This is a genomic window from Streptomyces sp. NBRC 110035 (genome assembly GCF_000829695.1).
Taxonomy (GTDB): Bacteria; Actinomycetota; Actinomycetes; order Streptomycetales; family Streptomycetaceae; genus Streptomyces.
This window is the reverse complement of the sequence record NZ_BBNN01000025.1, coordinates 40,832-54,167: the sequence shown is the minus strand read 5'-3', so window position 1 is coordinate 54,167 and position 13,336 is coordinate 40,832. Positions and strand designations below refer to the sequence as shown.

Sequence of the window (13,336 nt, the reverse complement as noted above, 5' to 3'; positions counted from 1 at the left end):
CACCCACATCAAGGATGATGATCATGCGTAGCCGCAGAGCTGCCCTCGCCGCCGTAGCCACCGCCGCGTCCCTCGCCCTCACCCTGTCCGCCTGCGGCCAGAGCAGCGAGGGCGGCAGCGAGGAGGACACGTCGGGCTCCGAGGGGGCGACCGTCGGCATCGCGATGCCGACCAAGTCCTCCGAGCGCTGGATAGCCGACGGTGACAACGTCGTCAGGAACCTGGAGTCCAAGGGCTACGAGACCAAGCTGGTCTTCGGCGAGGACGACCCGGACCAGCAGGTCGCCCAGGTCGAGAACCTGATCACGCAGGGCGTCGAGGCGCTCATCGTCGCGGCCATCGACAACAAGTCGCTGAACAACGTCCTGCAGCAGGCCAAGGACGCCGACATCCCGGTGATCTCCTACGACCGCCTGATCCTCGGCACGGAGAACGTCGACTACTACGCCTCGTTCGACAACGAGAAGGTCGGCGAGCTCCAGGGCGACTACATCGTCGACAAGCTCGGCCTGAAGGACGGCAGCGAGAAGGGCCCCTTCAACATCGAGCTGTTCGCCGGCTCCAACGACGACAACAACACCCGCTACTTCTTCCAGGGCGCGATGAACGTCCTGCAGCCGTACATCGACAAGAAGCAGCTCGTCGTCCGGTCCGGCCAGACCGAGCTGAACCAGGTCACCACCCTGCGCTGGGACGGCGGCACCGCCCAGAAGCGCATGGACGACATCCTGACCTCGTCCTACAAGAGCGAGGCGGTCGACGCGGTCCTCTCCCCCTACGACGGCATCTCCATCGGCATCCTGTCGGCGCTGAAGTCGGACGACTACGGCTCCAAGAACAAGCCGCTGCCGATCGTCACCGGCCAGGACGCCGAGGTCGCCTCGGTGAAGTCGATCATCTCCGACCAGCAGGCCATGACCGTCTACAAGGACACCCGTGAGCTCGCCAAGGTCGCCACGAACATGGTCGACGCGCTCCTGACGGACAAGGAGCCCGAGGTCAACGACACCGAGACCTACGACAACGGGTCGAAGGTCGTGCCGGCCTACCTGCTGGAGCCGGTCGCCGTGGACAAGGCCAACTACCAGGAGACCGTCGTCGACTCCGGCTACGTCAAGGAGAGCGACCTCAAGTAAGCGGCCCCGGCAGGCGACCCAACCACCGCCGCACCCCTACGGATTGGAAGGCACGACCATGGCGGGACCCGTCCTGGAAATGCGCTCGATCGTCAAGACCTTTCCCGGCGTCAAGGCGCTGTCGGACGTCACCCTGACCGTCCAGCAGGGCGAGGTCCACGCCATCTGCGGCGAGAACGGCGCCGGCAAGTCGACCCTCATGAAGGTCCTCTCCGGCGTCCACCCGCACGGCACCTACGAGGGGGAGGTCCTCTTCGAGGAGGGCCTCTGCCGGTTCAAGGACATCAGGGCCAGCGAGGAACAGGGCATCGTCATCATCCACCAGGAGCTCGCCCTGGTGCCCTACCTCTCCCTCGCGGAGAACATCTTCCTCGGCAACGAGCACGCCAAGCGCGGCCGCATCGACTGGCACGAGACGCTGCGGCACGCGACCGAGCTGCTGCGCCGGGTGGGGCTCGACGACCACCCGGACACCCGGGTCGCCGACATCGGCGTGGGCAAGCAGCAGCTGGTGGAGATCGCGAAGGCGCTGTCGAAGAAGGTCAAGCTGCTCATCCTCGACGAGCCGACCGCGGCGCTCAACGACGAGGACAGCGGCAAGCTGCTCGACCTGATCCTCCAGCTGAAGGACCAGGGCATCACCTCGATCATCATCTCCCACAAGCTGAACGAGATCCGCAGGGTCGCCGACTCGGTGACGATCCTGCGGGACGGGCAGACCATCGAGACGCTCGACGTGAAGGCCGCGGAGACCACCGAGGACCGGATCATCAGCGGCATGGTCGGCCGCGACCTGGAACACCGTTTCCCGGAGCGGACCCCGCACCACCCGGAGGAGGGCACGGCCCCGGCCCTCGAGGTGCGCAACTGGACCGTGCACCACCCGATCGACCAGCAGCGCAAGGTCGTCGACGACGTGTCGCTGGAGGCCCGGCGCGGCGAGATCGTCGGCATCGCCGGTCTGATGGGCGCCGGCCGCACCGAGCTGGCGATGAGCCTGTTCGGCCGCACCTACGGCCGGTACGCGGGCGGCGCCGTCCTGCGGGACGGCAGGGAGATCCGTACCAAGACCGTCCCCGAGGCGGTGCGGCACGGCATCGCGTACGTCACCGAGGACCGCAAGCACTACGGCCTGAACCTCATCGACACCATCAACCGCAACATCTCGCTCAGCGCACTGGGCAAGGTGGCCAGGCGGGGGGTCGTCGACGAGCACGAGGAACGCCAGGTCGCCGAGGGCTTCCGCACGTCCATGAACATCAAGGCGCCGTCGGTCTTCGAGCCGGTGGGCAAGCTGTCCGGCGGCAACCAGCAGAAGGTCGTCCTCAGCAAGTGGATCTTCGCCGGTCCCGAGGTGCTGATCCTGGACGAGCCGACGCGCGGTATCGACGTCGGCGCCAAGTACGAGATCTACACGGTCATCGACCAACTGGCCGCCCAGGGCAAGGCGGTCGTCTTCATCTCCTCCGAGCTGCCCGAACTGCTCGGCATGTGCGACCGCATCTACACGATGGCCGCCGGGCGGCTGACCGGGGAGTTCTCGCGGGCCGAGGCCTCCCAGGAATCGCTGATGCGTCAGATGACGAAGGACAAAGAGGTAACCCGATGAGCACGGATGTCACCGACAAGACCCCGGCCGCCGCGCCGCCGGGCAAGAACGGGGCGGGCACCGGTGACGGCCTGCTCCAGCTGATGCTGGACGGCATGCGCCGCAACATGCGCCAGTACGGCATGCTGATCGCACTGGGCCTGATCGTGGTGCTGTTCGCGGTGTGGACCGAGGGCGACCTGCTGCTGCCGCGCAACGTGTCCAACCTGGTGCTGCAGAACAGCTACATCCTGATCCTGGCGATCGGCATGATGCTGGTCATCATCGCCGGCCACATCGACCTGTCGGTCGGCTCGCTGACGGCGTTCGTCGGCTCGATGGCCGCCGTGTTCATGGTCCGCAACGACCTGCCCTGGCCCGTCGCGGTGCTGCTGTGCCTGGCCGTGGGCGCGATCGCGGGCGCGGTGCAGGGGTGGTTCATCGCGTACGGCGGGCTGCCGTCGTTCATCGTGACCCTGGCAGGCATGCTGACCTTCCGCGGTCTGACCGAGATCTTCCTCGACGGCCAGACCCTCGGCCCGTTCCCGAAGGGGCTGCAGACCACGGCCAACGGCTTCCTGCCCGAGGTCGGCCCGGACACGAACTACCACAACCTCACCCTGTTGCTCGGCTTCGGACTCATCGCCCTCGTGGTGCTCCAGGAGATCCGCGACCGGCGCCGCCAGCAGGAGTTCGCCCTCGACGTCCTGCCCACCAAGCTGTTCCTGCTGAAGCTGGTGGCGCTCACCGCCGCCATCCTCACTGTCACGCTGCTGCTGGCCAGCTACAAGGGCGCCCCGATCGTGCTGCTGATCCTCGGCGCGCTGCTCGTCGGCTTCGGCTACGTGATGCGCAACGCCGTCGTCGGCCGCCACATCTACGCCATCGGCGGCAACCTGCCCGCGGCCAAGCTGTCGGGTGTGCGGGACAAGAAGGTCACCTTCCTGGTCTTCCTGAACATGGGCATGCTCGCGGCCCTGGCGGGTCTGGTCTTCGCCGCCCGCTTCAACGCGGCCTCGCCCAAGGCCGGCCTCAACTTCGAACTCGAGGCCATCGCGGCCGCGTTCATCGGCGGCGCGTCGATGAGCGGCGGTGTCGGCACCGTGCTCGGCGCCATCATCGGCGGCCTGGTCCTGGGTGTGCTGAACAACGGTATGAACCTCGTCGGCGTCGGCACCGACTGGCAGCAGGTCATCAAGGGCCTGGTGCTCCTGGCGGCGGTCGGCTTCGACGTGTGGAACAAGCGCAAGGTCGGTTCGTAAGTCAGTCCGGGCCCCGCCGGAAGGCGGGGCCCTTTCCTCGAGGGAGCCTGATAGTGGAACTGAACAGACGCACGGTCATCGCCGGAGCGGCCGCCGGGGTCGCCGCCACGACCGGTGGGACGGCACACGCCTCGGGCGGCGGCGGCCGGGGCGCGGGGGCGGGCGGCGGGAAGCCCGTACGGACGCTCTTCGGCACGCTCGCGGACGGCACGAAGGTGCACAGCTGGTCGCTGGCCAACGGCGGGACCCGGCTGAAGGTCCTGTCCTACGGCGGCATCGTCCAGTCCCTGGAGATCCCCGACCGCCGGGGCCGCCACGCCAATGTCTCGCTCGGCTTCGACACCATCGAGGAGTACGTCGCGTCCAGCCCGTACTTCGGCGCCCTGATCGGCCGCTACGGCAACCGGATCGCCGAGGGCCGCTTCACCCTCGACGGCACGGCCCACCAGCTCTCCGTCAACGACGGAGCCAACAGCCTGCACGGGGGCGCCCAGGGCTTCGACAAGCGGGTCTGGGACGTCGAGCCGTTCGCCGAGGGCTCCGACGTCGGACTGCGCCTGTCCTATGTCAGCGCCGACGGCGAGATGGGCTACCCGGGCACCCTGCGGACCAAGGTGACGTACACCCTCACCCGGCACGGCGACTGGCGCGTCGACTACGCGGCCACCACCGACCGGGCCACCGTCGTCAACCTCACCAGCCACGTCTACTGGAACCTCGCCGGCGAGAGCAGCGGTTCGGTCGACGACCACGAGCTGGCCATCGCCGCCCACCGTTACACACCGGTCGACTCCGGGCTGATCCCCACCGGCGAACTGGCCCGGGTCGGCGGCACCCCGTTCGACTTCCGCAGCGCCAAGCCGGTCGGCCGGGACCTCCGCGTCGCACACCAGCAGGTGCTGTACGGGCAGGGGTTCGACCACAACTGGGTGCTCGACAAAGGGGTCACCGCCCGCCCCGGGCACGCCGCGACCCTGCGCGACCCGTCCTCCGGCCGCACCCTGCGGATCGCCACCACCGAGCCCGGCCTGCAGTTCCACTCCGGGAACTTCCTCGACGGCACCCTCGTCGGCACCGGTGGGCGGGTCTACCGCCAGGGCGACGGGCTGTGCCTGGAGAGCCAGCACTTCCCGGACGCGCCGAACCAGCCGTCGTTCCCGTCGACCGTGCTGCGTCCGGGCCAGACGTACCGGACGACGACGGTGCACTCGTTCGGCGCCTGAGCCACGGGCGCCGGCCGTGCGGCCCCCGCGCGGGGGCGCGTGACGCGTACACCGCGCCGGGGGTTCACGTCGTCACACTTTTTTCACACCGGTTGAACAGCGCCACACCTCCCTTCGTATGTACGGGTGGCCCGTGCTCCCCCGCGCGGGCCACCCACGCATGACGGGCCCGGTACGTCCCCGGCGGGCCCGCCGTACACGGAGGTTCCATGGCCGACAACGTCACCTCGTTGTTCCGCAGCACCGCGGCGCACAGCCCCTCGATGGCTGCGCTGGCGCGGGAGAGCGACGGGGCCGGTCCGGTGGACTTCTGCATTCCGTGCAACCCGTACTTCCCCACCCCGGCCATGTTCGAGGACATGGCGGCGCGGCTGCGCGACATCATCACGTACTACCCGAGCAGCGCCGACACCATCACGGCCGAGCTGTGCAGTCTGCTCCGGCTCCCGCCGCAGTGCGTGGCGATGGGCAACGGCTCGACGGAACTCATCACCTGGATCGACCACCTGCTGGTCCGCGAGTCCCTCGCCGTCCCCGTCCCCACCTTCGGCCGCTGGACCGACCAGCCCATGGAGACCGGCAAGCGGGTCGACATGTTCCCGCTCCAGGAGTCCAGCGGCTTCGCCCTCGACCTCGCCCAGTACGGCGAGTTCATCCGGGCCCGGGGCACCAGGGTCGCGGTGATCTGCAACCCCAACAACCCCGACGGCGGGTTCCTGCACAAGCACGCGATCGTGCAGTTCATGGACGCGATGGCCGACCTCGACCTGGTGGTGATCGACGAGTCGTTCCTGGAGTTCGCCGACGCCGAGGTGGAACCGTCGGTGGTGCAGGAGGCGATGCTGCGCCCCAACGTCATCGTCCTGCGCAGCCTCGGCAAGAACTTCGGGCTGCACGGCATCCGTTTCGGCTACCTCGTCGCCAACCCCGCGCTCGCGGGCCGCGTCCGCTCGATGCTGCCGAAGTGGAACCTCAACTCCTTCGCCGAGCACGTGGTGTTCATGCTGAAGGAGCACGGCACCGAGTACCAGCAGAGCCTGCACCAGGTGCGCCGCGACCGGATGGACATGTCCGGCCAGCTCTCCTCCCTGCCCGGCCTGACGGTCTACCCGTCCCAGGGCAACTTCCTCTTCGTGCGCCTCCCCGTGGGCGCCGAGGGCACCGTGGTCCGGGACCGCATGCTCACCGAGCACCGGCTCCTGGTCCGCGAGTGCGGCAACAAGATCGGCTCGTCCAGCCGCTTCCTGCGTCTCGTGGTGCGTCCGCAGGTGGACGTGCGCCGCCTGGTGTCCGGCCTGGAACAGGTGCTCTACGGGACCTCCAGGAGGGGAGCCGCCGTGCCCGAGCAGGCCACGGGGACCGGCTACAGCTCGGGGACGGCGGCCGTGGACCGCCTGGTCGGCGAGACCAACGGCGTCGGCGCCCAGGGCCTCGCCGCGCAGGCCCTCGGGGCCGGTGCGGGTGCCCCGGGCCTCCCCGCCGCTCCGGCCGCCGGCATCGGCATGCCGCTCACCGCCGCCCCCTCCCCGGTTCCGGTGGGCACGGGCGGCGGGATGCCGATGCCGGCGGCAGCCTCGTCGGGGCCGCAGCAGATGCCGCAGCAGGTTTCCTCGCCGGTGTCACCGCCCCCGCAGCCCGTGCAGCCGCAGCCCGTGCGGCAACCGGTGCCTCAGCCCGTACCGCAGCAGGTGCCGCAGCACATCCCTCAGCCACCGGTCCCCCAGCAGACACCGCAGCAGATGCCGCCGCAGCCCATGGCTGCTCCGGTCCCGGCACCCGCGCCGGCCCCGATGCCCGCCGCGGCCTCGTTCGCCCCTTCACCGATGCCCACCGGCCCCACCCCGCCCGGTGTCCCCGCCCGCGGTGGCCTGACGGCGGCGCAGGTCAGGGGCACCGACGGCCTCTCCCCGGCCCCGGCGTCCGGCTGGCCGGCCGGGGCGCAGAGCTGGCCGGAGGCGGCGGGCGTCGGTCAGGTGGTCTGACGCCCGCCGCCTCCGCCGGTCAGGCCGGATCGAGCCGCCACTGCCGGCAGTGGTTGTTCAGCCAGGTCCACTGCCGCACGTCGGCCGAGTCGGCGGTGGAGCAGTCGGCGACGTCGGCGACCGTGCCGGTGGCCTGGTTGACGATCCGGACGTGGCCGCCGTCGGTGGCGACGAACCGGAAACGCTGGCAGGTGTTGTCCAGCCACGACCACTGGCGCAGGCCGGCCCCGTCGGCGGCGGAGCAGTTCTCGGTGTCCAGCACCTTGCCGGTGGAGACGTTGACCAACCGGTGGGTGTCGTCGCCGAGGTCCTCCAGCCGCCAGCGCTGGTGGGCGCCGCCGTTGCAGGTGTACTGCTGCACGTTGGCTCCGTCGGCGGACGAACTTCCGGCGACTTCGAGGCACTTGCCACTGTTGCGGTTGGCGAGGGTGTAGGTGGTGGAGACGGCCGACGGCTCGCCCGAGGGCCCGGTCCGGCTCGCCCCGAGCCGCACGGGCGTACCGAGATTGGGCGAACCGTCGGAGTTCCAGGTGAACTTCTGCGCCCGCGCGGTGCGCCCGTTGTCGCAGCCGTCCGACGCCGAGTCGTTGGCGTGGTGGACGATCCAGTTCTCGCTCCCGTCCGGGGAGGTGAAGAACCCGTTGTGCCCCGGCCCGTACACGCCGTTGCCGTCGCTGCGCTGGAAGACGGGCGTGGACTTCTTCGTCCAGGAGGACGCGGAGGTGGGGTCGGAGCCGGTGAGGGAGAGCCGGCCGAGCTTGTAGTCGGGGGTCCAGCAGCCGCTGGCGGAGTAGATGAGGAAGGTCCGCCCGCCCCGTTGCAGGATCTCCGGCCCCTCGTTGACGGCCGCGCCCTGCCGCTCCCAGCCGTGGGTGGGTGTGGACACGGTCGAGAAGGAGGAACTCACCGTGTAGGGGTTGGACATCCGGCTGCAGCAGCGGCGGCGACGGCGTAGAGGTGGCGACCTGCCCCGCCACCATCCGTGTTCCGCGACTCCAAGAACCAGCAGGGCCCGCAGCCGGACCTCTCCCCCACCGCCGGAACCGGCTTCCTCACGCACCTCACGCACTGACCGGCGGCTCCTCTCGACTCCGTTCTGCGGATGAGCCGCATGCGAGGATGTCACCCGTGACCGAATTGTCTTCCTCGCCCGCGGCCGAGGGCACGCCCCGCGACTTTGGACCGGGTCCCCGTGCCGCCGCCGTGCTCGTGTTCGGGTCCTCGGCCGCGGTCCTGGTGGTCGAGATCGTCGCTCTGCGGCTGCTGGCCCCCTACCTCGGCCTCACCCTCGAGACCAGCACCACGGTGATCGGCATCGCCCTCACCGCGATCGCCCTCGGCTCGTGGCTGGGTGGGCGCATCGCCGACCAGGTCGATCCGCGCCGGCTCATCGGCCCCTCGCTCGGGGTGTCGGGAGTGGTCGTGGCACTCACCCCCGCCGTGCTGCGCACCACCGCGGAGTGGACACCGGCGTTGCTCCTGCTGATCGCGTCGCTGACCATCCTCGTGCCGGGCGCGCTGCTCTCCGCGGTGACGCCGATCGTGACCAAGCTGCGTCTCACCAGCCTCGCCGAGACCGGAACGGTCGTCGGCCGGCTGTCCGGCGTGGGCACCGTCGGCGCCATCGTCGGCACCGTCCTGACCGGTTTCGTCCTCGTGTCGCGGTTGCCGGTCAGCGGCATCCTGATCGGCCTCGGAGCGCTGCTGGTGGCCGGCTCGGCGCTGGTCGAGTGGCGAACGCGCCGGTGGAGCGGCACCCCTGTCCTCGCACTCGTGGTCGTGGCCGGCGGCCTCGCCACCACGGTCGCTCCCGGCGCCTGCGACGCGGAGACCAGGTACCACTGCGCACGGGTCGTCGCGGACCCCGGCCGGGACAGTGGCCGCACCCTCGTCCTGGACGGCCTGCGGCACTCCTACGTCGACCTCGACGACCCGACCTTCCTGGAGTTCACGTACGTGCGCGCCCTCGCGTCGGTGGTCGACGCCGCCTTCCCCGAGGACGAGCCACTCGCCGCCCACCACCTGGGCGGCGGCGGGCTCACCTTCCCCCGTTACCTCGCGGCCACCCGGCCCGGCACGCGCAGCCTCGTGTCCGAGATCGACGGCGGGGTCGTGCGCATCGACCGGGACGAACTCGGTCTGGGACCGGAAGCCGGTATCGACGTACGCGTCGAGGACGGCAGGCTCGGCCTGCGGCGACTGGAGACCGGCAGCCGTGACCTCGTCGTCGGCGACGCCTTCGGGGGCGTCAGCGTGCCGTGGCACCTCACCACGGTGGAGGCGATGACCGACGTACGGCGGGTACTCGACGAGGACGGCCTGTACGTCGCCAACCTCATCGATCACGGTGGCCAGGCCTTCGCGCGCGCCGAAGCAGCCACCCTCGGCGAGATCTTCGAGCACGTCGCCCTCGTGGGCGAACCCGCCGACATCGGCCTCGGCCCGGCCGCCACCCCCGGGGGCGGCAATCTGGTGGTGCTCGCCTCCGGGCGGCCGGTCGACCTCCGCGCGGCCCAGGAAGCGCTGGACGCCCGGCAGACCGGCTGGAAGATCGCCGTCGGCGACGACCTCACCTCCTGGATCGGCGACGCCCGGCCGCTCACCGACGACTACGCACCCGTCGACCAGCTCCTCCAGCCCTCCGGCCCACGAAGCAGCCGCTGACGTCTTCTCCTCAACGATCGCTTCCAGCAGGGCTTTCACCCCGCGCTTGCGCCTTTGCGTCCGGTCCCGTAGGACTGCGAGGCGGTGCGGGACTCCCTCCTCCCGGGAGCACGTGGGGGGCGGCACCCGGTGAACGACCGGGTGCCGGCCGGCGGGCAGCAGGCCGAGTTTCCCGGCCGCCTCGGCGGCGTCCTCGTCACGGGTCGGGGCGCGTGGCGGGCCGGCGGGCCGGACCTTCAGGGACATCGGCGCACCCGGCGAACGTGCCACAGCTGCACCCAGCAGCTTTGGCGCACGCCGCACCACATCACCCTCAGCCCCGACAGGACCGGCGACATCGCCCGCGCGGCCCTCTCCCTCAGCAGAACCTGGAAGTGGTCACCGCTGAGAGAACGTCACTGAGCCGTTCCGCAGTGGACGCGCCGGGCGTGGCCGAACACGTGGGGTTTTCCCGCGATCTCGGGATGCCGGTCGGATGCGGGAACCGGCGGGACATGCGTGCGGGGTGGTACCGGAGAACAAGTCCGGTACCACCCCGCACGCATGTGGGTACGGCCGGTCTACCAGCGGTACCACCGGCCCCTGTTGCCGCCTGCGCCTGTGGAGCGCATGACGAAACCGAGCAGCCACACGGCGAGCACGATCACCGCCACGATCCACAGGGCCTTGAGGGCGAATCCGGCGCCGAAAAGAACGAGGGCCAGAAGAAGAACAAGAAGCAGGGGAACCATGATTATCAACCTCCGATGGAGCGAATGCCCCGGAGTTCTCACACCACGCACAGGACGCGATGTTTCTTTCACCCCGCAGGGGGAATGCACGCGCCCGCACGCCTACGACGACGTGATGCGCGCCCGCACCGATGGGTCCGCTCAAGATGCGCGGCCGACAGGAATGGCGAAACTGGCCCCATGGCAGAACCACGTCGCACATCCGCCGGGAGTACCAAAACGGCGTCCGCTCGCCGTACCGGATCCGCGCGAGGGCCCGATCACGCGGCCCGTGCCGCCCTCCAGACCCTGGAAGGGCTGATCGATCACCCGGCGGAAGGCGTGTCCGCTGTCCGGCGTTCCGACGACGGCTGGTGTGTGGTGGTGGACGTTCTGGAAGTTCCGCGGATTCCCGACACCACGAGCCTCCTGGCCTCCTACGAGGTGCAACTCGACCGGGCCGGCGAACTCCTCGAGTACCGCAGGGTCCGCCGCTACCGGCGAGGTGCGGCCGACGAGTGATCCGTGTTCGTTCCCTCTGCTGGAAGGACCTTCCATGCCCGTGACCACCTACTCCGACGAAGTAGTGGCCTGCCCGCCTCGCGCCGGCACGTTGTACGACGTGCTGGAACTGATTCTCGACCGCGGCATGGTCATCGATGTGTTCATAAGGGTCTCGCTGGTCGGGATCGAGATCCTCAAGATCGACGCGCGCATCGTCGTCGCGAGTGTGGACACCTATCTGCGGTTCGCCGAAGCATGCAACCGGCTGGACCTCGAGCGTGATTCCGGCAGCACCACGGTCCCCGAACTGTTCGGCGGCGGTGCGGCCAAGGCCGTCGGCAAGCGCAAGGTGCGCAAGGCGGCCGACAGCGTGGGCGACACCCTGCGCAAGGCGGTCGGCGGCGGTGACTCGTCCGACGAGGACGAGGGCGAGGACGAGGACGAGCAGCAGGAACGCCCGAAGAAGCGCGCCCCCGCGCGCAAGAGCAGCCGACGCCGCGTGGAGGCATGACCGAATGACCGACGGTGTGTACGTCTACGCGATCCTGCGGACGGGAACGGCGCTCCCGAAGGGCCTCGGAGGGGTGGGCTCCCCGCCCGCCCGGATCCGGACGGTCGGGCAGGGCCCGCTCGAGGCGGTCATCAGCGACGCGCCGCCCGAGCTGCGCGCGCGGCGCCGCGACCTGCTGGCACACCAGGAACTCCTCATGCGCCTGATGGACGAGGGGCCGGTGCTGCCCATGCGGTTCGGCATGGTCGCGCCGGACGAGGAAACGGTCCTGCAGCAGTTGGCCGCCGCCGGGTCCCGTCATGCGGTCACCCTGGAACAGGTGGCCGGCCGCTTCGAGATCAACGTCAAGGCGTTTCCGGCGCAGAACGCGCTGGCGGCCCTCCTCGCCGAGGAGAAGGACGTACGGCGGCTTCGCGATGCCGCACGGCGGCGCCCCGGCTACGAGGCCAGCATCAGGCTGGGTGAAGCCGTCACCACCGCGCTCACCCGCAGAGCGGCAGCGGCGGGACAGCGCCTGCTGCGCGACCTCATGCCCGGGGCCCGCGCCGTGGCGGCGGGCCCCGCCGTCCCGGGCTGCGCCCTCAACGTGTCCTTCCTCGTCGACCGCGGCGACAGCGACACCTTCCTCACCAGGGCCCGGACCGTCGCGGACGCTCATCGGGAGCACATGGAGGTCCGGCTCGCCGGCCCGCTCCCCTGTTACAGCTTCGTCTCCTCGGAGGCCCGCCCCGTACCCGTGGGCGGGGCGTGACATGGGACTGATCACCGGCCTGCTCACGCTGCCCATCGCACCGGTCCGTGGCGTGGTCTGGGTGGCCGAGAAGCTCCACGACGCCGCCGAGCGCGAGTTGCACGACCCCGCCGTGCTGCGTACCCAGCTGGCGGTGCTCAACCAGGAACTCGAGGCGGGCGACATCACTCTGGAGGAGTTCGAACGGGAAGAGGAACGGCTGCTCGACCGGCTGCACGCCGTGCGGGTCGGCCGGCCTGGCGAAGAGCGATCGCGATCGAAGGTGACGTGCTGATGGAAGACCAGTCCAAGGTTGTCCTGGGGGCCGCCCTGCTCGGCGGCTACGTGCTGGGCCGGACCAAGAAGGGGCGGGTGGCCCTCAGCGTCGCCACGTACCTGGCCGGCAGGCGATTCGGCCTGGAGCCCCGCCAACTCGCCACGGAGGGAGTGCGCCGGCTCGGTGAGCTCCCCCAGTTCGCGGAACTCCAGAAACAGTTCAAGGGCGAGGTCCTCGACGCGAGCCGCAAGGCCGCGACCGCCGCCGCCAACCGCAGCATGAACTCGCTGGCCGACGCGGTCAGCGCCCGCACGGCCCGTCTCCTCGAACCTCAGCAGGACAAGGACGAAGACGTCGAGGAGGAGCCCGAGGACGAGTACGAGGGCGAAGAGCCGCCGGAGTACGAAGGCGCGGAGTACGAGGACGAGGAGTACGAAGAAGAGGAAGAGGAGGAGGAAGAGGGACCCGGCGGAGAGGAGGAAGCAGAGGAGGAGGAGACCCCCGAGCGGAAACCGGAGAAACGACCGTCGGGAAAGCGTGCCCCCAGGAAGACCCCGGCCAAGAAGTCCGCTCCGGCCGAGAAGAAGGCCCCGGCCGAGAAGACGGCTCCCGCGAAGAAGACGACCGCCAAGAAGTCCGCCCCGGCCAAGAAGTCGGCGTCCAAGAAGACGGCTCCCGCGAAGAAGACGGCGGCAAGCACGTCGTCGGCGAAGGGGACCGCATCCAAGCGCACGAAGCCTCGGAGGTAG

The 13,336-nt window shown here is 70.0% G+C and carries 12 protein-coding genes and 1 pseudogene; 11 read left to right on the top strand and 2 right to left on the bottom strand.

Annotated features, from left to right (window positions below; genetic code table 11):
- The first annotated feature begins 23 nt into the window (after positions 1-23).
- The 5 genes from chvE to TU30_RS15235 all read left to right on the top strand — a co-directional run bounded on the left by chvE (position 24) and on the right by TU30_RS15235 (position 7,191).
- The gene (gene chvE / locus TU30_RS15255) at positions 24-1,136 is read left to right on the top strand and encodes a multiple monosaccharide ABC transporter substrate-binding protein (RefSeq protein ID WP_199816857.1); all 1,113 of its coding nucleotides are present in this window, start codon (positions 24-26) and stop codon (positions 1,134-1,136) included.
- Positions 1,137-1,194: 58 nt separating this feature from the next.
- The gene (mmsA, locus tag TU30_RS15250) at positions 1,195-2,745 is read left to right on the top strand and encodes a multiple monosaccharide ABC transporter ATP-binding protein (protein WP_042169980.1); all 1,551 of its coding nucleotides are present in this window, start codon (positions 1,195-1,197) and stop codon (positions 2,743-2,745) included.
- Positions 2,742-3,986, top strand: a complete 1,245-nt coding sequence (mmsB, locus tag TU30_RS15245) for a multiple monosaccharide ABC transporter permease (protein ID WP_042169978.1) — start codon at positions 2,742-2,744, stop codon at positions 3,984-3,986. The genes mmsA and mmsB overlap by 4 nt, the downstream gene beginning before the upstream one ends.
- A 53-nt stretch (positions 3,987-4,039) precedes the next feature.
- A complete protein-coding gene (locus TU30_RS15240; protein WP_042169975.1) occupies positions 4,040-5,209 on the top strand; it encodes an aldose epimerase family protein in 1,170 nt (389 codons plus the stop codon).
- Positions 5,210-5,418: 209 nt separating this feature from the next.
- The gene (locus tag TU30_RS15235) at positions 5,419-7,191 is read left to right on the top strand and encodes a histidinol-phosphate transaminase (protein WP_042169973.1); all 1,773 of its coding nucleotides are present in this window, start codon (positions 5,419-5,421) and stop codon (positions 7,189-7,191) included.
- A 19-nt stretch (positions 7,192-7,210) separates the two neighbouring features.
- On the opposite strand, the pseudogene TU30_RS15230 reads toward TU30_RS15235, so the two are convergent.
- Positions 7,211-8,116, bottom strand: a pseudogene (locus tag TU30_RS15230) (RICIN domain-containing protein); the annotation flags it as partial.
- A 194-nt stretch (positions 8,117-8,310) separates the two neighbouring features.
- On the opposite strand from TU30_RS15230, the gene TU30_RS15225 reads away from it, so the two are divergent.
- The gene (locus TU30_RS15225) at positions 8,311-9,855 is read left to right on the top strand and encodes a fused MFS/spermidine synthase (protein WP_042169971.1); all 1,545 of its coding nucleotides are present in this window, start codon (positions 8,311-8,313) and stop codon (positions 9,853-9,855) included.
- A 560-nt stretch (positions 9,856-10,415) separates the two neighbouring features.
- Here the strand turns inward: TU30_RS15225 and TU30_RS15220 are convergent.
- Entirely contained in the window at positions 10,416-10,586 is a 171-nt protein-coding gene (locus TU30_RS15220; protein ID WP_042169969.1) for a hypothetical protein, read from the bottom strand.
- A 180-nt stretch (positions 10,587-10,766) separates the two neighbouring features.
- Between TU30_RS15220 and TU30_RS15215 the strand changes: the two genes are divergently transcribed.
- Genes TU30_RS15215 through TU30_RS36020 form a run of 5 tightly spaced genes read left to right on the top strand, consistent with a single transcriptional unit; the run spans position 10,767 to position 13,336 of the window.
- Positions 10,767-11,087, top strand: a complete 321-nt coding sequence (locus TU30_RS15215) for a gas vesicle protein (protein WP_042169967.1) — start codon at positions 10,767-10,769, stop codon at positions 11,085-11,087.
- Positions 11,088-11,121: 34 nt separating this feature from the next.
- Entirely contained in the window at positions 11,122-11,580 is a 459-nt protein-coding gene (gene gvpJ / locus TU30_RS15210; protein WP_042169965.1) for a gas vesicle protein GvpJ, read from the top strand.
- 4 nt (positions 11,581-11,584) lie between these two features.
- The gene (locus tag TU30_RS15205; RefSeq protein ID WP_042169963.1) at positions 11,585-12,331 is read left to right on the top strand and encodes a GvpL/GvpF family gas vesicle protein; all 747 of its coding nucleotides are present in this window, start codon (positions 11,585-11,587) and stop codon (positions 12,329-12,331) included.
- Position 12,332: 1 nt separating this feature from the next.
- Positions 12,333-12,605, top strand: coding sequence for a gas vesicle protein GvpG (locus TU30_RS15200; protein ID WP_042169961.1), 273 nt, complete (start codon positions 12,333-12,335; stop codon positions 12,603-12,605).
- The gene (locus tag TU30_RS36020) at positions 12,605-13,336 is read left to right on the top strand and encodes a hypothetical protein (protein WP_042169958.1); all 732 of its coding nucleotides are present in this window, start codon (positions 12,605-12,607) and stop codon (positions 13,334-13,336) included. The genes TU30_RS15200 and TU30_RS36020 overlap by 1 nt, the downstream gene beginning before the upstream one ends.

Bases quoted from the DNA above. Each gene is read 5' to 3' on its own strand.
- chvE (WP_199816857.1), top strand. From the start codon at position 24: ATGCGTAGCCGCAGAGCTGCCCTCGCCGCCGTAGCCACCGCCGCGTCC.
- mmsA (WP_042169980.1), top strand. From the start codon at position 1,195: ATGGCGGGACCCGTCCTGGAAATGCGCTCGATCGTCAAGACCTTTCCC.
- mmsB (WP_042169978.1), top strand. From the start codon at position 2,742: ATGAGCACGGATGTCACCGACAAGACCCCGGCCGCCGCGCCGCCGGGC.
- TU30_RS15235 (WP_042169973.1), top strand. From the start codon at position 5,419: ATGGCCGACAACGTCACCTCGTTGTTCCGCAGCACCGCGGCGCACAGC.
- TU30_RS15225 (WP_042169971.1), top strand. From the start codon at position 8,311: ATGTCACCCGTGACCGAATTGTCTTCCTCGCCCGCGGCCGAGGGCACG.
- TU30_RS15220 (WP_042169969.1), bottom strand. From the start codon at position 10,586: ATGGTTCCCCTGCTTCTTGTTCTTCTTCTGGCCCTCGTTCTTTTCGGC.
- TU30_RS15215 (WP_042169967.1), top strand. From the start codon at position 10,767: ATGGCAGAACCACGTCGCACATCCGCCGGGAGTACCAAAACGGCGTCC.
- gvpJ (WP_042169965.1), top strand. From the start codon at position 11,122: ATGCCCGTGACCACCTACTCCGACGAAGTAGTGGCCTGCCCGCCTCGC.
- TU30_RS15205 (WP_042169963.1), top strand. From the start codon at position 11,585: ATGACCGACGGTGTGTACGTCTACGCGATCCTGCGGACGGGAACGGCG.
- TU30_RS15200 (WP_042169961.1), top strand. From the start codon at position 12,333: ATGGGACTGATCACCGGCCTGCTCACGCTGCCCATCGCACCGGTCCGT.
- TU30_RS36020 (WP_042169958.1), top strand. From the start codon at position 12,605: ATGGAAGACCAGTCCAAGGTTGTCCTGGGGGCCGCCCTGCTCGGCGGC.